This is a genomic window from Neglectibacter sp. X4 (assembly GCF_009917365.1).
In the GTDB taxonomy this organism is placed as follows: domain Bacteria; phylum Bacillota; class Clostridia; order Oscillospirales; family Acutalibacteraceae; genus Acutalibacter.
On the sequence record NZ_QWLE01000009.1, the window covers coordinates 36,511 to 57,199 of the forward strand.

General features: G+C 58.8%; 22 protein-coding genes and 1 other annotated feature. Of the genes, 14 read left to right on the top strand and 8 right to left on the bottom strand.

Going from position 1 to position 20,689, the window contains the following annotated elements; genetic code table 11:
• Positions 1–36 precede the first annotated feature (36 nt).
• From accB to D1841_RS05970, 6 genes are all read right to left on the bottom strand, one after another.
• Complete coding sequence (accB, locus tag D1841_RS05945) at positions 37–471, bottom strand: acetyl-CoA carboxylase biotin carboxyl carrier protein (RefSeq protein ID WP_160642269.1); 435 nt, start codon at positions 469–471, stop codon at positions 37–39.
• A gap of 65 nt (positions 472–536) precedes the next feature.
• On the bottom strand, positions 537–1,772 hold the full coding sequence (gene fabF / locus D1841_RS05950) for a beta-ketoacyl-ACP synthase II (RefSeq protein WP_160642270.1): 1,236 nt from the start codon (positions 1,770–1,772) through the stop codon (positions 537–539).
• Positions 1,773–1,913: 141 nt separating this feature from the next.
• Entirely contained in the window at positions 1,914–2,651 is a 738-nt protein-coding gene (fabG, locus tag D1841_RS05955; RefSeq protein ID WP_160642271.1) for a 3-oxoacyl-[acyl-carrier-protein] reductase, read from the bottom strand.
• Between the two features lie 129 nt (positions 2,652–2,780).
• Positions 2,781–3,695, bottom strand: coding sequence for an ACP S-malonyltransferase (fabD, locus tag D1841_RS05960; RefSeq protein ID WP_160642272.1), 915 nt, complete (start codon positions 3,693–3,695; stop codon positions 2,781–2,783).
• On the bottom strand, positions 3,683–4,627 hold the full coding sequence (locus D1841_RS05965; RefSeq protein ID WP_160642273.1) for a nitronate monooxygenase: 945 nt from the start codon (positions 4,625–4,627) through the stop codon (positions 3,683–3,685). Before D1841_RS05965 ends, fabD begins: the two co-directional genes overlap by 13 nt.
• 257 nt (positions 4,628–4,884) lie before the next feature.
• Complete coding sequence (locus tag D1841_RS05970) at positions 4,885–5,853, bottom strand: beta-ketoacyl-ACP synthase III (protein ID WP_160642274.1); 969 nt, start codon at positions 5,851–5,853, stop codon at positions 4,885–4,887.
• A gap of 199 nt (positions 5,854–6,052) precedes the next feature.
• Between D1841_RS05970 and scfA the strand changes: the two genes are divergently transcribed.
• The 6 genes from scfA (at position 6,053) to D1841_RS06000 (ending at position 11,269) form a co-directional block, all read left to right on the top strand.
• Positions 6,053–6,202, top strand: a complete 150-nt coding sequence (gene scfA, locus D1841_RS05975) for a six-cysteine ranthipeptide SCIFF (RefSeq protein ID WP_160642275.1) — start codon at positions 6,053–6,055, stop codon at positions 6,200–6,202.
• 145 nt (positions 6,203–6,347) lie between these two features.
• Entirely contained in the window at positions 6,348–7,733 is a 1,386-nt protein-coding gene (scfB, locus tag D1841_RS05980) for a thioether cross-link-forming SCIFF peptide maturase (protein WP_160642276.1), read from the top strand.
• On the top strand, positions 7,730–9,079 hold the full coding sequence (locus D1841_RS05985; protein ID WP_160642277.1) for a PLP-dependent transferase: 1,350 nt from the start codon (positions 7,730–7,732) through the stop codon (positions 9,077–9,079). The genes scfB and D1841_RS05985 overlap by 4 nt, the downstream gene beginning before the upstream one ends.
• A gap of 348 nt (positions 9,080–9,427) precedes the next feature.
• On the top strand, positions 9,428–10,435 hold the full coding sequence (gene asnA, locus D1841_RS05990) for an aspartate--ammonia ligase (RefSeq protein WP_160642279.1): 1,008 nt from the start codon (positions 9,428–9,430) through the stop codon (positions 10,433–10,435).
• Between the two features lie 36 nt (positions 10,436–10,471).
• Positions 10,472–10,621 (top strand): VOC family protein, encoded by a 150-nt coding sequence (locus tag D1841_RS05995; protein ID WP_160642280.1) that lies wholly within the window; start codon positions 10,472–10,474, stop codon positions 10,619–10,621.
• 12 nt (positions 10,622–10,633) lie between these two features.
• A complete protein-coding gene (locus D1841_RS06000) occupies positions 10,634–11,269 on the top strand; it encodes a sugar O-acetyltransferase (protein ID WP_160642281.1) in 636 nt (211 codons plus the stop codon).
• Positions 11,270–11,399: 130 nt separating this feature from the next.
• Here the strand turns inward: D1841_RS06000 and D1841_RS06005 are convergent, their stop codons facing one another.
• Complete coding sequence (locus D1841_RS06005) at positions 11,400–12,089, bottom strand: MBL fold metallo-hydrolase (protein WP_160642282.1); 690 nt, start codon at positions 12,087–12,089, stop codon at positions 11,400–11,402.
• A gap of 32 nt (positions 12,090–12,121) precedes the next feature.
• Positions 12,122–13,015: a metallophosphoesterase gene (locus tag D1841_RS06010; RefSeq protein WP_160642283.1), complete on the bottom strand. Its 894-nt coding sequence runs from the start codon at positions 13,013–13,015 to the stop codon at positions 12,122–12,124.
• Between the two features lie 207 nt (positions 13,016–13,222).
• Positions 13,223–13,457, top strand: a binding site (T-box leader).
• 153 nt (positions 13,458–13,610) lie between these two features.
• Between D1841_RS06010 and pheS the strand changes: the two genes are divergently transcribed.
• The 8 genes from pheS to D1841_RS06050 all read left to right on the top strand — a co-directional run bounded on the left by pheS (position 13,611) and on the right by D1841_RS06050 (position 20,632).
• Positions 13,611–14,639 (top strand): phenylalanine--tRNA ligase subunit alpha, encoded by a 1,029-nt coding sequence (gene pheS / locus D1841_RS06015; RefSeq protein WP_160642284.1) that lies wholly within the window; start codon positions 13,611–13,613, stop codon positions 14,637–14,639.
• A 416-nt stretch (positions 14,640–15,055) separates the two neighbouring features.
• Positions 15,056–17,422: a phenylalanine--tRNA ligase subunit beta gene (gene pheT / locus D1841_RS06020; RefSeq protein ID WP_160642285.1), complete on the top strand. Its 2,367-nt coding sequence runs from the start codon at positions 15,056–15,058 to the stop codon at positions 17,420–17,422.
• Positions 17,423–17,425: 3 nt separating this feature from the next.
• Entirely contained in the window at positions 17,426–18,034 is a 609-nt protein-coding gene (locus tag D1841_RS06025) for a DUF1349 domain-containing protein (RefSeq protein WP_160642286.1), read from the top strand.
• Positions 18,035–18,369: 335 nt separating this feature from the next.
• On the top strand, positions 18,370–19,311 hold the full coding sequence (pyrB, locus tag D1841_RS06030; protein WP_160642287.1) for an aspartate carbamoyltransferase: 942 nt from the start codon (positions 18,370–18,372) through the stop codon (positions 19,309–19,311).
• Positions 19,312–19,314: 3 nt separating this feature from the next.
• On the top strand, positions 19,315–19,734 hold the full coding sequence (locus D1841_RS06035; protein ID WP_160642288.1) for an aspartate carbamoyltransferase regulatory subunit: 420 nt from the start codon (positions 19,315–19,317) through the stop codon (positions 19,732–19,734).
• Positions 19,735–19,745: 11 nt separating this feature from the next.
• Complete coding sequence (locus tag D1841_RS06040) at positions 19,746–20,111, top strand: VOC family protein (protein ID WP_160642289.1); 366 nt, start codon at positions 19,746–19,748, stop codon at positions 20,109–20,111.
• The gene (locus D1841_RS06045) at positions 20,108–20,302 is read left to right on the top strand and encodes a hypothetical protein (RefSeq protein WP_160642290.1); all 195 of its coding nucleotides are present in this window, start codon (positions 20,108–20,110) and stop codon (positions 20,300–20,302) included. Before D1841_RS06040 ends, D1841_RS06045 begins: the two co-directional genes overlap by 4 nt.
• Positions 20,303–20,314: 12 nt before the next feature.
• Positions 20,315–20,632, top strand: coding sequence for a MazG nucleotide pyrophosphohydrolase domain-containing protein (locus D1841_RS06050; protein ID WP_160642291.1), 318 nt, complete (start codon positions 20,315–20,317; stop codon positions 20,630–20,632).
• Positions 20,633–20,689 lie beyond the last annotated feature (57 nt).

The following is a 20,689-nucleotide window of genomic DNA, read 5'->3' on the forward strand; positions in this document are numbered from 1 at the left end:
AAGGGCTTGCGCCTAAACTATTCCAAAACAGAAGTATTATATTATTCTAAATAGTGGTTGCCCGTATTCCACCACCTGGCCGTTGCTCACGCAGATTTCCGCCACCCTGCCGGAAACCTCCGCCGGGATCTCGTTCATCAGCTTCATGGCTTCGATAATGCATAAAGTGTCGCCTTTTTCCACCTGATCCCCTACAGCCACAAAGGGCTGGCTCTCCGGGGAAGCCGCCGCGTAAAACACCCCCACTGTGGGAGACGCCACCAGGGTGCCTTCCTTCTGGGCAGGGGCCTGCTCCGGGGCCGGGGCCTCCACAGGGGCCGGCACAAAGGGGGAACCCTCTGCCTGGGGGAAGGCCGCGGCCTCCTGCCGGCGCTCCAGCTTCAGGGAAACCTCGCCTTCTTTAAACGCAAGGCTGGTCAGGCCGTTTTCTTTCATCAGCCTTGCCAGGGCTTCAATCTCTTTTATTTCCATACCTGCATCCTTTCTGGTTCAGGGACTGCCCGCGGTTTTCGGGACAGTCCCCGGTTTGGAAGTTTTTATAAAGCTTTTTTAAAGGCCAGATAGGCGTTGTGCCCGCCAAAGCCCAGGGAAGCCGACAGGGCCAGCTCTATCTCCGCCTGCCGGGCTGTGTTCGGCACATAGTCCAAATCGCAGTTGGGGTCAGGCTCTTCATATCCGATGGTGGGGGGCACAACGCCCTCCTCCAGGGCCTTCACGCAGGCAATGGCCTCCACAGCCCCTGCGGCGCCCAGCATATGCCCTGTCATGGACTTGGTGGAACTGACCATGCATTTGCGGGCCGCTTCTTCCCCCAGCCCCTTTTTAATGGCCAGGGTTTCGCAGGAGTCGTTCAAGGGGGTGCTGGTGCCGTGGGCATTTACGTATATCTTCGCGGGATCCCCGCAGCCCCCTGCCTCGTCATAGGCCATTTTCAAGGCCCGGGCGCCGCCGGCAGCCTCCGGATCCGGCGCGGTGATATGGTGCGCGTCGCAGGTGACCCCGTAGCCGCAAAGCTCCCCGAAAATTTTTGCGCCCCGGGCCTTGGCGTGCTCATATTCCTCCAGCATCAAAGCGCCCGCGCCCTCGCCCATAACAAAGCCGTTGCGCCTGGCGTCAAAGGGCACGCAGGCCTTTTCCGGATCCTCTGTAGTGGAAAGGGCCTTCATGCTGGCAAACCCCGCCACCCCCAGGGGGATAATAGCCGCTTCCGCGCCGCCTGTCAGCACCGCGTCCAGATAGCCATGCTTAATGGCCCGGTAGGCCTCGCCAATAGCGTTGTTGCCTGTGGCGCAGGCTGTCACAGCCGGGATGGCAGCGCCCTGGAATTTGTATTTAATGGCGATAAGGCCGCTTGCCATGTTGATAATCAGCGCGGGGATGAAGAAGGGGGACACCCGCCGGGGGCCTTTTTCCATCAGCGCCTGCTGCTGCGCGGCAAAGGTTTCAATGCCCCCAATGCCAGAGCCGAAATAGGTGCCGATGCGCTCCGGCTCCAAAGTGCCCACAATGCCGCTTTCCTCCACGGCCTGCCCGGCCGCTGCCATGGCATACTGGCAGAAAAGGTCAAACTTGCGCGCGTCTCCCTTGTCCATGTACCGCAAAGGATCGAAATCCTTTACCTCTGCGCAAACCTTTACCTTGTATTCTGCCGCGTCGAATTTCGTAATCGGCCCTATGCCGCATTTCCCGGCCTTTAAAGCCTCCCAGAAGCTGGGCACGTCGTTGCCTATGGGTGTTACGGCGCCCATGCCTGTTATCACAACTCTACGCAATGTGTAAACGTCTCCTTTCCCTGTTCCGCCTCCGGCGGCTGAAGGAACCTGCCTTTGCCAGGCCCCTTGAAGAATCTTCAAAACCTTGCGGCGCACAAAGGTCGTGCGTTTCCAGGGCTTCCCGCCCTGTATCCGGGATTCTTACGTTGCCAGGCCCCCGTCCACCCGTATGGTTTCGCCTGTGATATAGTCGGAATCCGGGGAAGCCAGGAACAGGGCCGCGTTTGCCACGTCCTCCGGCTTGCCCATTTTCCTCATAGGCACCTGCTGCAAAAGGGGGTTGTCCTCCTTGATGTCCTTTGTCATGTCTGTCTCAATGAAACCGGGGGCAATGCAGTTGCAGCAGATGCCCCGGCCTCCCAGTTCCTTGGCAACAGACTTGCTCATGCCGATAAGCCCGGCCTTGGAGGCGGCATAGTTTACCTGCCCGGCATTGCCCACCAGCCCCGCAATGGAGCTGATATTGATGATCTTTCCATAGCGCTGGCGCATAAAGCCCCGGCAGCAGGCCCTTGTCATATGGAAAGCGCCCTTCAGGTTGATGTCCAGCACCATGTCGTAATCCTTCTCGTCCATCTTCACCAGCAGGCCGTCCCGGGTAACCCCGGCGTTATTCACCAGGATGTGAATTTTCCCCAGATCCTCTGTCACCGCCTTAACGGTATCGTTCACAGCCTCTTCCTCCCGCACGTCGCAGAAATAGGCCCTGGCCCTGCGGCCCATGGCTTCTATTTCCCTGCAGACGGCAAGGGCAGGCTCTTCCGGGCCTACATAAATCACAGCGATATCCGCTCCGTTTTCAGCAAGCTTCAGGGCAATGGCCTTTCCCAGGCCCTGGGAAGCCCCTGTCACAAGGGCAATCTTGTTTTCCAGCTTCATGTGTGTTTCCTCCTTTGGTTTGGCGTGGACGCGAGTTCTTTGCCAGCTTTCTCCGAAAGAAAGCTGCGGGAGTGTGAGGGCAGCGCCCTCACGGCCTTAAGTGTGGCAGGCGAGAGAAGTCCCGCGGCCTTAAGCGCGGGAAGCCTCCAAAGCGGCCTGAAGCGTCTCGGCGTCCTGCACCTGGTATGTCTTTGCGGTTTTTACGGTTTTCTTAACCAGCCCGCAGAGGGTCTTGCCGGGGCCGCACTCAAAGAAGGTGTCCACACCCTCTGCCGCCAGGGCTTCTATTGTCTCCTGCCAGCGCACCGGGCTTTTCACCTGCCGCACCAGCAAAGCGCCCATATCCCCTTCGTAGGGCTGGGCGGTGGCGTTTGCGTAAATGGGAAGAGAGGGCTTCCCCAGGGGAATTTCCCCCAAGGCTTCCAGAAGCTTCCCGGCGGCGCTTTCCATCAGCGGCGAGTGGAACCCCCCGCTTACAGCCAGGGGCGCGGCCCGGCCTCCGGCCTCTTTCACCTTTGCCTGGAAAGCCGCAAGCTGCTCCGGAACCCCCGCCACAACAAGCTGGCCCGGGCAGTTATAATTGACAGGCCACACCCGGGAAAATTCCCCGCACAGCGCCTCCACCTTTTCGTTTGAAAGCTTCAGCACTGCCGCCATAGCGCCAGGATTGTCCTCTGCCGCCTGCTGCATGGCCTGCGCCCGCCTGCACACGAAATCAAAGCCTGCTTCTGGGGTGAACACGCCTCCAAAGGTGAGGGCCGCAACCTCTCCCAGGGAAAAACCCGCAGCGAAGTCCGGGCGTATCCCCGCTTCCTCCAGGGCCTTTGCCGCCGCCAGATCCACGCAGTAGACACAGGGCTGGGTGTTTTTGGTGACAGCCAGTTCCTCCGCTGTGCCGGAGAAGCACTGGGCAGAGGTGCCCGGGCGCAAAGAGTCCGCCAGGGCGAAAACCTCTTTTGCGGCAGGGCTTATCCCGCACAGGGATTCCCCCATGCCGGGATACTGCGCCCCCTGGCCTGAAAACACAAAGGCTATTTTACCCATTTCCCCGCCCCCTTCAGCACTTCTTCCGCTTCTGTGAACATCTCTTTGATAATCTCGGCGGCGGGCTGCTCTTTATTCACCATGCCGGCAATCTGCCCGGCCAGGAAGTCCCCGGTTTTTTCGTCGCCCTCCACAGCGGCCCGGTACAGCGCCCCGCTGCCCAGCTTCTCCAGCTCTTCGTCGGAAATCTGGCTGTACTCAGCCTTGAGGAAATCCTTGGCGAACTGGTTCTTAATCTGCCGCACCGGATGGCCCAGCCGCTTGCCGGTGGTCATAGTGGCAATGTCGTTTGCCTTTAAAACCTTTTTCTTGTAGTTGGGGTGTACGCCGCATTCGTGGGCCACCAAGAACCGGGTGCCCACCTGCACGCCAACGGCTCCCAGCATAAAGGAGGCCGCAATGCCCCTGCCGTCCCCGATGCCCCCTGCCGCCAAAACAGGCAGGTTTGTGGCGTCGCATACCTGGGGCACCAGCACCATGGTGGTCAGTTCCCCCACATGGCCGCCAGACTCTCCTCCCTCCGCGATAATGGCGGAGGCCCCGGCCTTTGTCACAAGCTTTGCCATGCCCACGCTTGCCACCACAGGGATAACCTTCACCCCTGCCTCCAGCCACAGGGGCATGAACTTAGAGGGGTTCCCGGCGCCGGTGGTGACAACCGCCACCTTTTCCTCCGCCGCCACCTGGGCCACTTCCTCCGCGAAGGGGGACATAAGCATAATGTTCACCCCAAAGGGCTTGTCTGTCAGGCTTCTGGCAAGCTGTATCTGTTCCCTTACATACTGGGCGTTGGCGTTCATGGCGGAGATAATGCCTAATCCCCCGCCGTTTGAAACAGCGGCCGCCAGCTTCCCGTCGGATATCCAGGCCATGCCCCCCTGGAAAATGGGATATTCAATTCCCAGCAAATCACACAGCGGTGTTTTTATCATGATGAAACCATCCTTTCTCTATTTGGGGCGCCGCCCCCATCCCCCCGCTTAAGGAACTTTTTGAAAAAAGTTCCTTAAGGATCCTCAAAAACTTTTAGAAGCTGTACCGATAGGAGTGGTGCAAAGATTTTCGAGAAAATTTTGTGGGATTCAAGGCGGAAACCGCAAGACATGCTGTCGCATGTCGAGGATTTCCAACACAGAAGCCCGCAAAACTTGCCGGAAAGATTTGTGCTAGGCCCTATTGGTACGGCTTCTTACTTTGCTTTAGTCCACCGTACCACGCAGGACGCGCTGGAAAGCCCGCCTCCAAAAGCGGAAAGCAGGATATAGTCCCCGGGCTGGAACATCCCCTTGCGGCGGGCCTCGTCCAGCAGGAGGGGTTCGCTGGCAGAGGAGGTGTTGCCATATTCCTCAATGTTGAGAAGGAACTTTTCCGGGGCTATTTCCGGCAGGCGCCGCCTTGCCTCGTTAATAATCCGGTAGTTTGCCTGGTGGGGGATAACCGCCTTCACCTGCTCCCCGGTTATCCCGGCCTTCTCCAGTACGGATTTAATATCCGACACCATGGAAGTCACGGCAAATTTATAGGTGGCCTGCCCCTCCATGTTTACCTTATTTTTCGGCAGCTCGCGCTGGTAAAAGGGGGAGTTGTCCCATTTAACAGGAATGCTGATAATATCGTCCCCGCCCTGGGTATGCAGCTCGGAAGCCAGGTACGCGTCCCCTTCTCCCAGCACGACAGCCCCCGCGCCGTCCCCGAAAATGCAGCAGGTAGCCCTGTCCTCCCAGTCCATAAGGCCGCTCATGCGCTCAGCGCTTACCACCAGCACCTTTTTAACCGCCTTCCGCGCAAAGAAGCCCGCCGCCACGTCCAAGGCAAACAAAAAGCCCGGGCAGGCCACGTTCATGTCAAATGCCGGGCAGCGGGCGCCCAGCCGGTTCTGCACCATGCCCCCCAGCCCTGGGGAGATGGTGTCCGCGCTGATGGTGGCGGCGATAATCAGATCCAGCTCCTCCGGCTGCACGCCCGCGTCTGCCAAGGCCCTGCGGGCGGCCTCCACGCCTAAATCAGTGACTGTCTCAGAGGTACACACGCGGCGCTTGCGCACCCCTATCCGCTTTACAATCCATTCGTCGGAGGTATCCACCATCTGGGAAAGCTCCTCATTGGTGACAACCCTCTCCGGCACAAAGCTGCCGGTGCCCAGTATCTGAAAGCTCATCTTTTTTCTCCCGTCCTGAATTTGCCCGCCTGCCCCGGTTTGCCGGAAAAAGGCGTTTCACTTTATTTTACCGAATTTGCCCAGCTTTGTCAACGTTTGCGGCGATTCGGGCGCTGCCCGTCATGCTTGACAACCCGGGCAGCATATGCTAAAATAATAAAATAATATGCCCTTAGGGGCTTTAACGGAGGGATATGCCATGGAGATGATTAAAACGCTCAAGACCCGGGATCTTTGCGAAAGCGCCAAAAACGGCGGCTGCGGCGAGTGCCAGACTTCCTGCCAGTCCGCCTGCAAAACAAGCTGCGGCATCGCAAACCAGCCCTGTGAAAACGACAGCGAGGAATAAAACGGCCGTTTGTTTCGGTGCCGCCGTAATGGGCGGCACTTTTTCGTTATATGGATACAGGCAGCGCCGCTGAATACGCCCAATTTCCTGCTATTGTGTACAGAGCCTTAAGCGGTATGGCCTATAGAAAAGAGGAATGGAAAACATGGTGCATCAATATAAGCTGGGCGGCTGGAACATCGTGCTGGACACCTGCTCCGGGTCAGTCCACGTGGTGGACGAGGCAGCCTATGACATTATCGCCTTATATAAAGAAAAGAGCCGGGAGGAAATTGCCCGGATTGTTTTGGAAAAATACGCCCACAGGCCGGAAATCACCCCGGAGGAGGTGGAAGCCTGCCTGGACGCCGTGGGGGAGCTGGAGAAGGCCGGGAAACTGTTCACGCCGGACGCCTTCGCCCCTATGGCGGGAGATTTCAAGGCCCGCAGCGGCAATGTGGTGAAGGCCTTATGCCTGCACGTAGCCCACACCTGCAATTTGAACTGCTCCTACTGCTTTGCCTCCCAGGGGAAATTCCACGGGGAGCGGGCGCTGATGCCCTTTGAGGTGGGCAAGCGGGCGCTGGATTTCCTGATGGAAAATTCCGGCAGCCGCCGCAACCTGGAGGTGGACTTTTTCGGCGGGGAGCCTTTGATGAACTGGGATGTGGTAAAGCGCTTGGTGGCCTATGCCCGGTCGGTGGAGAAGGAAAGGGGGAAAAACTTCCGCTTCACCCTCACCACCAACGGGATGCTCATTGACGAGGATGTTATCCAGTTTGCAAACCGGGAGATGCACAATGTGGTGCTGAGCCTGGACGGCAGGCAGGAGGTGCACGACCGCTTCCGGGTGGACTATCAGGGCCAGGGGAGCTTTGACCAGATTGTGCCCAAATTCCAAAAGCTGGTGCAGGCCCGGGGGAACAGGAATTATTACATGCGGGGCACCTTCACCCACTGGAACCCGGACTTTTTACAGGACATAGAGGCCATGCTGGACCTGGGCTTTACAGAGCTTTCCATGGAGCCGGTGGTGTGCGCCCCGGAGGATCCCGCCGCCCTGACGGAGGAGGACAAGGGGATTGTGATGGAGCAGTATGAAAAGCTGGCCCAGAAGATGCTGGAGCGGAAAAAGGCGGGAAAGCCCTTCACCTTCTACCACTATATGATAGACCTGGAAAGCGGCCCCTGCATCTATAAGCGCATATCCGGCTGCGGCTCCGGCACAGAGTATATGGCGGTCACCCCCTGGGGGGATTTATACCCCTGCCACCAGTTTGTGGGGGAGGAGAAGTTCCGGCTGGGCAGCGTGTTCGAGGGGGTGGCAAACCCCGGCGTGCAGGAAGAATTCCGCCGCTGCAACGTGTATGCCCGCCCGGACTGCGCGGACTGCTGGGCAAAGCTGTATTGCGCCGGGGGCTGCGCCGCCAACGCCTACCACGCCACAGGCTCCATCAGCGGCACCTACCAGTACGGCTGCGACCTCTTCAGAAAGCGGATGGAGTGCGCCATTATGCTCAAGGCCGCCGAGCAGGCATTGGAGGAAGCATGAACACCCCTGTCTGCGACTTTGTAAAACGGTATGGACAGGAAAGCCCGGTGCGCATGCACATGCCTGGGCATAAAGGCGCATCCTTTCTGGGCTGGGAAGGGCTGGACATCACCGAAATCGAAGGGGCGGACTGGCTGTATGGCCCGGAGGGCATTATCCGGGAGAGCGAGGAAAACGCCGCCGGGCTTTTCGGCGCTGGGCAGACCCTGTATTCTACAGAAGGATCCTCCCAGTGCATCCGGGCCATGGCATACCTGGCCCTGCTGGCTTTTTGGGAAAAATCCCCTGGCGCAAGGCCCGCCATCATCGCCGGGCGCAACGCCCACAAGTCCTTCCTCACAGCCTGTGCCCTGCTGGACTTTGACATTGTGTGGCTGTTCCCGGAAAACCAGGACTACAGCCTGTGCCGGTGCGATATCAGCCCGGCCCGGCTGGAAAAGGCGCTGGGGGAAACCCCCAACGCCGCCGCCGTATACCTTACCAGCCCGGACTATCTGGGAAACTGCGCGGACATTCACGCCCTTTCCCGGGTATCCCGGAAAAAGGGCGTGCCCCTTTTGGTGGACAACGCCCACGGGGCATACCGCCGCTTTCTCTCCCCCTCCCGCCACCCCATGGACCAGGGGGCCGACATCTGCTGCGACAGCGCCCACAAAACCCTGCCTGTGCTCACCGGCGGGGCCTATCTCCACATTGCCCCCGCGGCGCCCCAGGCGTTTTTTAAACGGGCCAGGGAGGCCATGGGGCTGTTCGGCTCCACCAGCCCGTCTTATCTTATTTTGCAGTCTTTAGACAGGGCAAACCTGTATCTGGCAGAGGGCTATAGGGAAAAGCTGCTGGAAACGGCAGAGCGGGTGCAGAAGCTGCGGCAGCGCCTTTCCCGGCGGGGATGGCGCTTTGGAGGGGACGAGCCTGTAAAGCTTACCCTGAAGGCCAAAGAATACGGCTACACCGGCCAGGAAGCGGGGGCGCGCCTTGCGGGGAAGGGGATTGTCTGGGAATATGCCGACCCGGACTATCTGGTGCTGATGCCCTCCCCGGAAAACCCGCCGGAGGATTTTGCGCGGCTGTATGAGGCCCTTTCGGCCTTAGAAAAAAGGCCTCCCCGCGGGAGAGCGCTTCCCTGTCTGGAAAGGCCCCGGCAGGCCATGTCCCTCCGGCAGGCCATGCTTTCCCCTTGGGAGGAAGTCCCCCTGGAGGCGGCCCTGGGCCGGACGGCGGCTTCCCCGGCGGCCTCCTGCCCTCCCGCCATTTCCCCGGCAGTGCCGGGGGAGGTTATCACAGAGGCTGTGGCGGCAGTGTACCAATATTACGGCATAGGGAGCGTGCGGGTGGTGGCAGGATGATGGAAAAGGGCAAGCTGCCCTCCTGCTTTCCAGGCGGTAAGCTGAAAAATAGACAAAAAACTGGGGGATACGGCGGGAAAAATTTCTGCCCGCCCGGTTTTGGGTGTGCTATAATAATTAGGGCTTGTTCGAAAAATCGCAAATACCATCTTTTTGTCCAAACGGGACGCATGTATGCGTCTGCGGTTCTCTGTGTTGGAAATCCTCGAAACACGGCAGGTTTTTTGCGGTTTCCTCCTTGAAACCACCTCGTTTTGTCTCAAAAATTTGGCAGTTTCTCTATTTTCAAACAAACCCCAGGAAACCGGAAACCGCCTGAGGAAGGCGTATACCAGAAGAGAGAAGTGATTGATTATGACCGTCATCCCCTCCCGCTACAAGGCCGCCCTGCGGCTGTATGAAACCCAGAAGGCCATCGGCCTGATTAAAAATGTGTTCCAAGTGAAGCTTTGCGCCGCCCTGCATTTAAAGCGGGTGACGGCCCCCCTGTTTGTGGATCCCGCCACTGGCCTGAACGACGACTTGAACGGCGTGGAGCGCCCGGTGGCCTTTGACATCCCCGCTGTGGGGAAGGAGGCCCAGGTGGTGCATTCCCTGGCAAAGTGGAAGCGGCTGGCCCTGCACGATTACGAATTCTTTGTGGGCAACGGGCTTATCACAGACATGAACGCCATCCGCCGGGACGAGGAGCTGGACAATCTCCACTCGGTATATGTGGATCAGTGGGACTGGGAAAAGGTGATAGACCGGGGGATGCGCAACGAAGCTTACCTCCGCGAGACAGTGGGGCGCATTGTCAGCGCCATCTGCGGCACCTTAGACGAACTGAAATGGCAGTTCCCGGATTTGGACACCCAGCTTTGCCGGGACGTGGCCTTTTTCACCGCCCAGGAGCTGGAGGATCGCTGGCCCCAGCTTTCCCCCAAGGAGCGGGAAAACGCTATTGTCAAGGAGCACAAGACCGTGTTTATCGGGCAGATTGGCGGGAAGCTGAAAAGCGGCCAGCGCCATGACGGCCGCGCCCCGGACTATGACGACTGGGGCCTTAACGGCGACCTGTTCTTCTGGCACGAGGCCCTGGGCCAGGCCATGGAAATCAGCAGCATGGGCATCCGCGTGGACGGGGAAAGCCTTGCCCGGCAGCTCCAGGAGGCGGGCTGCGAGGAGCGCCGGGAGCTGCCCTTCCACCAGATGCTGCTGCGGGGGGAACTGCCCCTCACCATCGGCGGGGGCATTGGGCAAAGCCGGCTGTGCATGCTGCTTCTGGGCAAGGCCCACATCGGCGAGGTGCAGGCCTCTCTGTGGGACGAGGAAACCCGCCGGGTCTGCCGGGAAGCCCACGTGACGCTGCTGTAATCCTGTACAATTTTTATAAAACCCCGCAGGAAAGCGATGGGGAGCAGGGAGCAGGTGGACGCCCTCGCCGCCTGGCTGCGGGAGGACGGCTGCACTGTGAAAAGCGGCCCCCGGGTTACAGAGGACGGGTATTATGAAAGCAGCGTGCTGGATAAGGAAGGCAACGCTATAGAAATTACCGTATAGGAGGGAAAAACCATGAGCCCAGAAGAAAAAATCAGGGCTGGGGTGCTGTTCTGCCCTGGCGAACCAGAGCTTGTAGCGATTAAGCGCAAGACCCACAATTTGAATGTAGACTACAACCAGACCCACGAGGACGAGGTGGAAAAGCGGGCCGCCATCCTCTCCGAGATCATCGGGGAGATGGGGGAAGGCGTGCGTATCCAGGGGCCTATCGCCTTCCACTACGGGAAGCACACGAAAATCGGCAAAAATTTCTTTGCCAATTTTAATTTCACCGTCCAGGATGACGGGGAAGTGACCATAGGCAACGACTGCAACTTCGGCCCTAATGTTACCATTGTCACGCCGGTGCATCCCATGGTGGCCAGCGAGCGCAGGCTTATGCGCACAGGCGCCGGGGAGGAAAAGCGTTTATGCTACGCAAAGCCTGTGCATATCGGCAATGACTGCTGGTTTGGGGCCAATGTCACCGTGTGCCCCGGGGTGACCATCGGGGATGGCTGCGTTATCGGCGCGGGCAGCGTTGTCACCCGGGATATCCCGGCAAACAGCTTTGCCGCCGGGGTGCCCTGCCGGGTGATACGGGAAATCACAGAGGCCGACAGCATGGCACATATGCCGGAGGTGCTGGCAGACAACCAGGTGCTGTAAAGAAAAGAGGAAGGCCCGGCGGGTTCCGGGTTTTTGCCGCCTGAAAGGGACAAAAAAGGCCGGCGGAACATGTTCCGCCGGCCTTCCTCTGCCGAAAAGGTTTGTGCAATTTACTTCTAAACATATTGCCTTAAATCTCAAACACCTGCCCCGGTGCGCTGACATCCATTACATGGGGGGCATATTCCCGGTAGGTGGGGGTGGACTTGAACAGGGGCACCACAGAGTAATCCCCCCACATGTGCATGGGGAACACCTTCTCCGCTTTGGCGGCCTCGAAGAAGTATTTCATGCCCAGGTCGAAGTCCGACTCCTGCCGCGGGTCAAGGGGCACAAAGGCCGCGTCTATCTTCCGGCAGCCCAGGGGGCTTAGCTCGTCCTTATAAAGGCGCACCATCTGGTCGTTCTGCATCCGGGGCGCGCCGTCCCACACCCAGCAGTTCAAATCCCCCGCATGGTAGAGGAGTTTTCCCTCGCACTCCACCAGGAAGGCCACGCCCGCGTCTGTAGAGCGCAGGGTGGCAATGCGCAGGCCCTCCACCTCATAGAAGCTGTGGGGGGACACAAAGGTGGTCTGGGCGCGGAGATGCTCCGGCACCCGGCGGGAAAAAATGTCGTCAGACAGCAGGTAGTGTACCTGCCGCCCCTCCTTTGCAAGGCTAAAAACCGCAGGGGAGAAATGATCCTCATGGCTGTGGCTGGCAAACACATACAGGGGCTTGTCCGATTCCGGCACTTCCCCTTCGTAATAGTCGAAAAGCAGGCAGCAGCCCTCCAGCTCCACATGGTAGCAGCTATGCAGTATAAACGTAACTTTCATACAGGCCATCCTTTCTTTGCCATATTGGGCAGTCAGCAGGCGGTTTCACAGCGGTATGCCAGGGCCGCCCGCTGCCAGTATTCTTCCGGGATCTCCTGGTAAGGAGCCTTGCGCCCGCAGTCCCGCTCGTAAAGAGCCTGGGCATAGGGCGGCAGGAGGCCTACCATGTTTTCCCCGGTAATGAGGGCATGGCGCACCATGGCTGTCCACACCCGGCCCCGTTCCAGCAGGCCGGACTCTTCCAGATCCCGCACAGCCCCCTCCAGGTCATAGGGCACCAGGGCGTATTCCGGCCTCCAGCGGGGCATGTCCCCCTCCACGCTGTGGAGAAAAAGCATCTGGGCCTTGCCGGGGGTGGAAAGGGGGATTCCAACAGATCCCGCCCGCACCACCTGCTGGCAGCCCCGCTCAAAAAGCCCGGAAAACCAGGAACCCAGTCGGTGGGTGTGGCCGCACAGGATGTATTTCTCCGGCAGTTCCCCCAGCTTTTCCTTCGCCACCGGATCCCCCTGCTCCAGCCTTCCCCCCACAGCCCAGGGGGAGCCGTGGCAGTAAAACAGAGGCGGCGAGCCGGGAAAGCTTTCCCGCCCGGCAATTTCCAGGCTCTGGAACCAGTCCAGATCCCGGGCTGTCAGGTTTTCATAGGTATACAGCAGGGAGCCTGTGGAGGAGCCGTCCTGCCAGCCGGAGATTTTCCCGGCCCTGTAGTCCAGCATATACTCCTCCCGGTTTCCCCGGATAAAGCGGCAGTCGTACCGGGCGGCGCAGTCATAAACCTGCTCCATGGTTCTTTGGGGATAAGCCCCGTCGGAAATATAGTCCCCCAAAAACACATACCCCTGGGCGCCCCGCTCCCTGGCGTGGCCCAGGCAGGCCTTTAAGGCCCGGGCGTTTCCATGTATGTCGCTGAGCACCGCTATAAGCATAGGATCCCCCCTTTTTTATCCCCTATATCATAGCACGAAACCCGCCTTGTGGCAAGCGCCCCAGGAAAAGAGGCGCCGGAAAACCGGGCGTCCTGCTTGAAGCATTCCCTTTCAAACAAAAGGGTTGCAAGTTTCTGCGCTTTATGGTATGATACAGAAGCCAGCTTCCGGGAAAGCTTTTCCGGAAGGCTGTTTTGTAAACAGATGAGAAACGCTGGGATGAAAGAAAGTACCCCTGTACCGTCCGTTCAGAGAGCCTGGGCCATCGGCTGCAAGCCCGGGCACGGGGCAGGCAGGGGGAAGTTCCTTTCGGAGCGGCGGGGCTGAAGCCGGTCGCGGTGGGTAGGCCCCGACGGCGCGGCCCCGTTACAGGCCGGCACAATGAGGGCAGTTTTCTGCCGAATTTGGGTGGTACCGCGTGGCTTTATGCCCCGCCCCATGTTGGGGCGGGGCTTTTTTGTTCCCACCCCCGCGCAGCTTCGCGCCGGCCTTACTGGGCGCGCCTCTGGTACGCCATGCCCGTGCAAGCAGCGAAAAATTTACACAGAGCAGCGGGCGCGGCGCTCCGCCACGCTGCCGGAAAGGAAGAATGGACATGAAGGAAAAAATCGAGGCCCTGGCCCGGCAGTTCCAGCAGGAGCTGGAAGGGGCGGGCACCAGCGACGCAGTGGAAAAGCTGCGGGTGGCCTATCTGGGCAGGAAAGGCTCTGTCACCCAACTGCTCAAGGGCCTGAAAGAAGTGGAGGCCCAGCAGAAGAAAGAGCTGGGGCAGCACATCAATATGCTGAAAAAGACGGTGGAGGACAAGCTTTCCCAGCAGGTGGAGGCCATCCGCCGGGCAGAGGAGCAGCGGCTGGTGGAAGCCGCCGAGCAGTATGACGTAACCCTGCCTGTAGGAAGCGGGGCAGGCTCTTACCATCCCATCACCATTGTCCAGCGGCAGTTGGAGGAAATATTCGCCTCCATGGGCTTTACCATTGAGGACTACAAGGAGATTGTGACGGACTATGAGTGCTTCGAGGCTGTGAACATCCCCAAGGATCACCCGGCCCGGGACATGCAGGACACCTATTACCTGGAAAACGGCCAGCTTTTAAAAACCCACACCTCCGCTGCCCAGAACGCCATTATGCGCAAATATGGCCCGCCCCTGCGGGCCATATTCCCGGGCAGGTGCTTCCGCAACGAGGCCCTGGACGCCAGCCACGAAAACACCTTCTTCCAGATGGAAGGCATGATGATTGATAAGGACATCTCCATTTCAAACCTTATCTATTTCATGAAAACCATGCTCTCCCAGGTGTTCGAGCGGGATATCAGCGTCCGTCTGCGCCCCGGGTTCTTCCCCTTTGTGGAGCCTGGCTTTGAGCTGGATATCTCCTGCCTTATCTGCGGCGGGGAGGGCTGCTCCACCTGCAAAGGCTCCGGCTGGATAGAGCTGTGCCCCTGCGGCATGATCCACCCCAACGTCCTGAAGGCCGGGGGCATTGACCCGGAGGAGTACACCGGCTTTGCCTTTGGCCTGGGGCTTACCCGCCTGGTGATGATGAAATACGGCGTGAAGGATATCCGCGACTTAAACAGCGGGAACCTGAAAGCCCTGTCCCAGTTTACCCACGAATAGCAGCATACTGCTGCACCTGGGACGCGGGAAACGCGAGCGGGAATTTTTCGCCGCAGAACTTTTTTCCGCGCTTACTGAGGCTGTCCCGTGCTGAACGCGGCTCCCGCAAACGAACCGCTTGACCTGAGACTGGGGTACACAAAAGTTTTTGAAGATTTTTAAGGAACTTTTTACAAAAAGTTCCTTAGGGCTTGTTTGAAAAATCGCAAACACCGTCTTTTTGTCCAAAACATGCGTTTTCTGTGTTGGAAATCCTCGACAGGCGACAGCCTGTCTAAACGCATATATGCGTTTGCGGTTCATCCGCCTTGAAACCGCCCTGTTTTGTCTCAAAAACTCGGCACTTTCTCTACTTTCAAACAAGCCCTAAATCAGAGTTTGAGGCGGCAGCCTCAACAAAGGAGGAAGCGAACGTTATGTTGATATCCATGAACTGGATTCAAGATTTTGTAGATTTAAGCGGCCTGGATTTAGACGCCCTTATCCAGCGGTTCACCCTCTCCACCGCGGAGGTGGAGGAGGTTTTCCGCATGGGGGAAAACCTCCGGGACGTGGTGGCAGGCAAAATCATCTCAATGGAAAACCATCCCAACTCCCAAAAGCTGCACCTTTTGAAGGTGGACGGGGGGGACGGCATTTATGACGTGGTGTGCGGCGCGCCCAACGCCCGGGAAGGCATTATCGTGCCCTTTGTAAAAGAAGGCGGCATGGTGATGGGCCAGGAAATCGGCTGCGCCCGTTTGGCGGGTTTCGAGAGCCATGGCATGTGCTGCTCCGAGCACGAGCTGGGCATTTCCGCCGACCACTCCGGCCTGATGGAGCTGCCCGAGGGCACCCCCGTCGGCCATGACATGACAGAGCTTTTCGCTATAAAAGACCTGGTGTTCGAGGTGGACAACAAATCCCTGACAAACCGCCCCGACCTCTGGGGCCATTACGGCATTGCCCGGGAGTTCGCGGCCCTGGCCGGGCGGGAGCTGAAGCCCCTGGAGACAGCGGCCCTCTCCGCCTTCGACTCCCTTCCCCCCATTGAAATCCAGGTGGAGGACAAGGAGCTGTGCTTCCGGTACACCGGGCTGAAGGTGCAGGGCATTAAAGAAAAGGTAAGCCCTGTGGACATGCGCATCCGTTTGTTCTACTGCGGCAGCAGGGCCATCAACCTGCTGGCGGATCTCACCAACTACCTGATGCTGGAAATGGGCCAGCCCATGCACGCCTTTGACTGCGCCAAGGTGGACAAGATTGAAGTAAAGCGCTTCCCCGCCCCCTTCACCTTCACCACCCTGGACAGCGTGGAGCGCAAGGTGGACGAAAACACCCTGATGATCTGCTCCGGCGGCAAGCCCGTGGCTGTGGCGGGCATTATGGGCGGGCTGGAATCGGAAATTGAAGACGACACCGACAGCCTCCTGCTGGAGTCCGCCAACTTTGACGGGGTCAGCGTGCGGCGCTCCGCCACCCGCCTGGGCCTGCGCACAGACGCCTCCATGCGCTATGAAAAGACGCTGGATCCGGAAATGACCGTACCTGCCATCGGGCGCTTCATGAAGCTGCTTTTGGATATCGATCCAGGCGCCCAGGTGGTTTCCCGGCTGACAGACGTATATGTAAAGCGCTACCCCGCCGTTTCCCTCACCTTTGACAAAGCCTATGTAGACCGCTACACCGGCATTGCCATAGAGGACGGCCGCATTTTGGAGACGCTGCGGGCCTTGGGCTTCCAGGCACAGCAGGAAGGCGGCTCCTTCACCGTACAGGTGCCCTCCTGGCGGGCCACCAAGGACGTGACCATCAAGGCGGACATCATTGAGGAAATCACGCGCATTTACGGCTATGACAACTTCCAGATTTCCACCACCTTAAGCCCCTTGTATCCCCAGAAAAAGAGCGCGGGGAACAAGGCGGACAATTTCGCAAAGGATCTGCTGGTGCAGCGCTGGGGCCTCCACGAGGTGCATTCCTACATCTGGTTCGACCAGAAAAAGTGCAAGGGCCTGGGCATCCCCTTAGAGGAGAACGTGAAGCTGATAAACGCCCAGACCCCGGATCACGAGGTGCTGCGCACCAACATGGGGCCAACCCTGCTGTCCTTTGTGCTGGAGAACAAGTCCTTCGGGGCAGACTTCGGCCTCTTCGAGATAGGCCGGGTATGCGAAGGTTTGAACGAAGATGGCCTGTGCAGGGAGCGGAAAAAGCTGGGGCTTGCCCTGTACAGCCGCGCACGCAGCGAAAAGGAGCTGTATTTTGAGCTGCTGGGCATCCTGCGCACCCTGGGCCGGGAGATTAAAGGGGCGGATTTCGCCTTTGCAAACCGCGCCCCCCTCCACCCCTGGCAGCATCCCCGGAACACAGCGGCAGTGTCCTGCGGCAGCCAGGAGCTGGGCTGGCTCTGCGCCCTGCACCCGGCTGTGCAGGGCCAGATAGACAAAAAGGCGGCAGTGGTGTGCGCCCAGCTTGATATGGACGCTTTTGCCGCCCTGCCCGCCCCGGACGCTGTTTACCAGGAGCCTTCCCGGTTCCCGGGGATTGACATCGACCTTTCCCTCCAACTGCCCGAGGGCGTCACCTTTGGCGGGATGGCGAGCGCTTGGGCGCAGATAGATCCCGCCCTGCTCACAGGCGTATCCCTTATCGACTCCTTCCAGCAGGGAGCCATGAAGAGCCTCACCCTGCGCTTCGCCTTCTCCTCCCAGGAGAAAACCCTTTCCAAGGAGGAAGTGCAGCCCTGGGTGGACGGAATCGTGGAAAAGCTTGCCCAAATGGGCGTGGCGCTGCGGGGGTAAGCTATGGAGTTTTCAACAGACAGCCTGCGCTGGACGCGGGAGCCGGAAAGCTTCCTCATAGCCCCGGATAAAATCGAAATCGTCACGAAACCGCGCACAGACCTGTGGCAGCGCACCTATTACCACTTCCAAAATGATAACGCCCCCGTCCTGCAAATGGAGACGGCAGAACCCTTTTTCTCCTTTGTGGTGAGGACAGATTTCACAGAAAGCCATCACCGCTTCGACCAGTGCGGGGTGGTGATGTACCTGGACAGCGAAAACTGGCTGAAGGCCTCTGTGGAGTATGAAAATGAGGAGTTCCAGCACCTGGGCAGCGTGGTGACCAATAACGGCTATTCCGACTGGGCCACCACGGAGATTCCGGCTTCTGTGAAATCCATGTGGTACCGTCTCAGCCGCCGGGAGGGCGATTTCTGCCTGGAGTGCTCACAGGACGGGGCGCGCTTTCGCCAAATGCGCATATGCCACCTGCACAAGGGGAACGGCCCTGTGCGCTTCGGGGTATACGCGTGCAGCCCGGAGGATTCCTCCTTTAAGGCGGTGTTCACCCGCATGGCCCTGCTGCCCTGCCAATGGCAGGCCCACACCGGACAGGCCCCGGACGCATAAGAAAGGCCCTTTGCATCCAGTAATACGGAATCTGCCAGGACAGATTGGCGGGTTTTCCCAAAGAGCAAGAAAGGCTGTTGTGCCAAAAGCACAACAGCCTTTTCCCGCCATATGCGTTTTCGCGCCCGCCCCTTACACGCCGATAAGCTGGTTCCAGGCCCGGGCCTGCCCGGACGGCTCCTTGGATACAGCGGCGCCTGCTTTTCATTGACTTCTCCCTGCCGGGGGAGTATAATAGCCGCAAGGCGGCTCGTATACATAACGCTGCCTGCCCCGGCAGGCCTTGGGCGCTTTCCCGGGCGGCAGGCTTCTTTTTTGAGAAAGGCGGTAAAACAATGCGGCATTTAATCGACCCACTGGATTTCACCCGGCAGGAAACGGACAGGCTGCTGGAACTGGCGGAAAACATCATACAAAGCCCCGGCGCATATGCCCACAGGTGCGGCGGGAAGATACTGGGCGCCCTGTTTTTCGAGCCAAGCACCCGCACGCGCCTAAGCTTTGAATCGGCTATGCTGCGGCTGGGAGGGCAGGTGTTGGGGTTCTCAGACGCGGGCAGCAGTTCTGCCTCCAAGGGCGAAAGCGTGGCGGATACCATCCGCATGGTGTCCGCCTACGCGGACATTGCCGCCATGCGGCACTTTAAGGAGGGCGCGCCCTTTGTGGCCTCCCGATATGCGAAAATCCCTGTGATAAACGCCGGGGACGGGGGCCACCAGCACCCCACCCAGACCCTTACAGACATGTTCGCCATCCGCCGGCGCAGGGGGAAAGTGGACGGGATGACCATCGGCCTGTGCGGGGATTTGAAGTTCGGGCGGACAGTACACTCCCTGATAAAGTCCTTGGTGCGCTATGAAAATGTGCGCTTCATCTTCATCTCCCCGGAGGAGCTGCGGGTGCCCGGCTACATCGTAAAGGAAGTGGTGGAGCCTTCAGGCCACAGGTGGGAGGAAGCCAGGGCCATGGAGGAGGTTATGCCGGAGCTGGACATCCTCTACATGACCCGGGTTCAGCGGGAGCGCTTCTTCAACGAGGAAGATTATGTGCGCCTGAAGGATTCCTATGTGCTCACCCCGGAAAAGCTGCGGGCGGCAAAGCCGGACTTGTCCATCATGCACCCTCTGCCCAGGGTAAACGAGATTGCCCCGGAGGTGGACAACGATTCCCGGGCCGTGTATTTTGAGCAGGCTAAAGGCGGCGTATACGTGCGCATGGCCCTGATTTTAACGCTGCTGGGGCTGGAAAAAGGCATTTTAGACGGGGAGGAGGCATAAAACATGCTGAATATAGACAGCATAGAAAACGGCATCGTCATCGATCACATCACCGCGGGCCGCAGTATGCGGGTGTATGACCTGCTGGAGCTGGACAAGCTGGACACCTGCGTGGCCATCATTAAAAACGCCAAAAGCGAGAAATTCGGCAAGAAGGACATCATCAAAATCGAAGGCGCCACAGATATCGACCTGGACGTGCTGGGCTTTATCGACGACCGCGCCACGGTCTGCATCATCCGGGACGGGAAGCTGGTAGAGAAAAAGCGGCCCCGCCTGCCCCAAAAGCTGGTAAATATTGTAAGCTGCAAAAACCCCCGGTGCATCACCAGCGTGGAGCAGGTAAACCAGGTGTTCTATCTCTGCGACGAAAAAGCCCACCGCTACCGCTGCCGGTATTGCGAGCAGGAATACAAGAAGTGAGGGCATAGCTTATGGAAAAGTGCAAACTGGGTTCCCTGTACCTGTGCGTAAGGGACATGGAAAGGGCCATCGCCTTTTACGAAGCCCTGTTAGGATGTCCTGCCGCCCAGCGGGATGAAATCTACAGCGTGTTCGACATCGGCGGCTTCCGCATGGGGCTGTTCGCCTTTGAGAAAAAGGACGAGCCCCACACCTTTGGCAGCAACTGCCTGCCCAGCTTCAGTTGGGAAACCCTGGAGGCCCTGAAGGGGAAGCTTCTGGGGCAGGAAATATGTTTCCCCCTGACGCGCATCGGCCCCAACTGGGTGGCGGAGATTGTGGACAGCGAGGGCAACCACATTGAAATGACGGCGCCGGCTAAGGAGGGCGGCATATGAAAAAGCAAGGCGCTAGGCGCAGGCCCGGCACAGGGGCAAAAATCTTCCTGGCAGTGGTGACATGCGTAAACCTGATGCTGACCCTGGCCTTGTCCATACTCCGCCGGGTGGAAGTCATCCACGCCATTGAGGGGGATGAGGACGTAAAGCTGCTGCTCACCACCCAGACGGCAAAAAAGAAGGAGAAGTGAGGCGATATCCCCATGGACGGCAAAACCACCATAAAATACCTGCAAAATTTTATCAGGCAGAAAGACTACCACCCTGAGCTTCTCAAAGACTATTTCTTAAAGCTTACCGAGGAGGTGGGAGAGCTTTCCCGGGCCATGCGCAAGGGGCTGAAAGCGCCCAATCCCCAGGAGATAAAAGGGACAGTTGACGAGGAACTGTGGGATGTCATCTATTACGCCATCGCCATAGCAAACCTCTATGACATCGACCTGGAGCAGGTGATAAAAGTGAAGTCCCGGATGAATGAAAGCCGGTACCCCTCTCCGGTGGTGTTTGAGGAAAACAGGTAGTTTCCCTCTTGACTTTGCGCCCGGCATATGGTACAGTATAAAAGCCGCATACTGCGG

Bases quoted from the DNA above. Each gene is read 5' to 3' on its own strand.
- pheS (WP_160642284.1), top strand. From the start codon at position 13,611: ATGAAGGAAAAAATCGAGGCCCTGGCCCGGCAGTTCCAGCAGGAGCTG.
- D1841_RS06045 (WP_160642290.1), top strand. From the start codon at position 20,108: ATGAAAAAGCAAGGCGCTAGGCGCAGGCCCGGCACAGGGGCAAAAATC.
- scfB (WP_160642276.1), top strand. From the start codon at position 6,348: ATGGTGCATCAATATAAGCTGGGCGGCTGGAACATCGTGCTGGACACC.
- fabG (WP_160642271.1), bottom strand. From the start codon at position 2,651: ATGAAGCTGGAAAACAAGATTGCCCTTGTGACAGGGGCTTCCCAGGGC.
- D1841_RS05970 (WP_160642274.1), bottom strand. From the start codon at position 5,853: ATGAGCTTTCAGATACTGGGCACCGGCAGCTTTGTGCCGGAGAGGGTT.
- pyrB (WP_160642287.1), top strand. From the start codon at position 18,370: ATGCGGCATTTAATCGACCCACTGGATTTCACCCGGCAGGAAACGGAC.
- D1841_RS06025 (WP_160642286.1), top strand. From the start codon at position 17,426: ATGGAGTTTTCAACAGACAGCCTGCGCTGGACGCGGGAGCCGGAAAGC.
- D1841_RS06000 (WP_160642281.1), top strand. From the start codon at position 10,634: ATGAGCCCAGAAGAAAAAATCAGGGCTGGGGTGCTGTTCTGCCCTGGC.
- D1841_RS06040 (WP_160642289.1), top strand. From the start codon at position 19,746: ATGGAAAAGTGCAAACTGGGTTCCCTGTACCTGTGCGTAAGGGACATG.
- D1841_RS05985 (WP_160642277.1), top strand. From the start codon at position 7,730: ATGAACACCCCTGTCTGCGACTTTGTAAAACGGTATGGACAGGAAAGC.
- pheT (WP_160642285.1), top strand. From the start codon at position 15,056: ATGTTGATATCCATGAACTGGATTCAAGATTTTGTAGATTTAAGCGGC.
- D1841_RS05965 (WP_160642273.1), bottom strand. From the start codon at position 4,627: ATGATAAAAACACCGCTGTGTGATTTGCTGGGAATTGAATATCCCATT.
- D1841_RS05995 (WP_160642280.1), top strand. From the start codon at position 10,472: ATGGGGAGCAGGGAGCAGGTGGACGCCCTCGCCGCCTGGCTGCGGGAG.
- D1841_RS06035 (WP_160642288.1), top strand. From the start codon at position 19,315: ATGCTGAATATAGACAGCATAGAAAACGGCATCGTCATCGATCACATC.
- scfA (WP_160642275.1), top strand. From the start codon at position 6,053: ATGGAGATGATTAAAACGCTCAAGACCCGGGATCTTTGCGAAAGCGCC.
- D1841_RS06005 (WP_160642282.1), bottom strand. From the start codon at position 12,089: ATGAAAGTTACGTTTATACTGCATAGCTGCTACCATGTGGAGCTGGAG.
- accB (WP_160642269.1), bottom strand. From the start codon at position 471: ATGGAAATAAAAGAGATTGAAGCCCTGGCAAGGCTGATGAAAGAAAAC.
- D1841_RS06010 (WP_160642283.1), bottom strand. From the start codon at position 13,015: ATGCTTATAGCGGTGCTCAGCGACATACATGGAAACGCCCGGGCCTTA.
- D1841_RS06050 (WP_160642291.1), top strand. From the start codon at position 20,315: ATGGACGGCAAAACCACCATAAAATACCTGCAAAATTTTATCAGGCAG.
- fabD (WP_160642272.1), bottom strand. From the start codon at position 3,695: ATGGGTAAAATAGCCTTTGTGTTTTCAGGCCAGGGGGCGCAGTATCCC.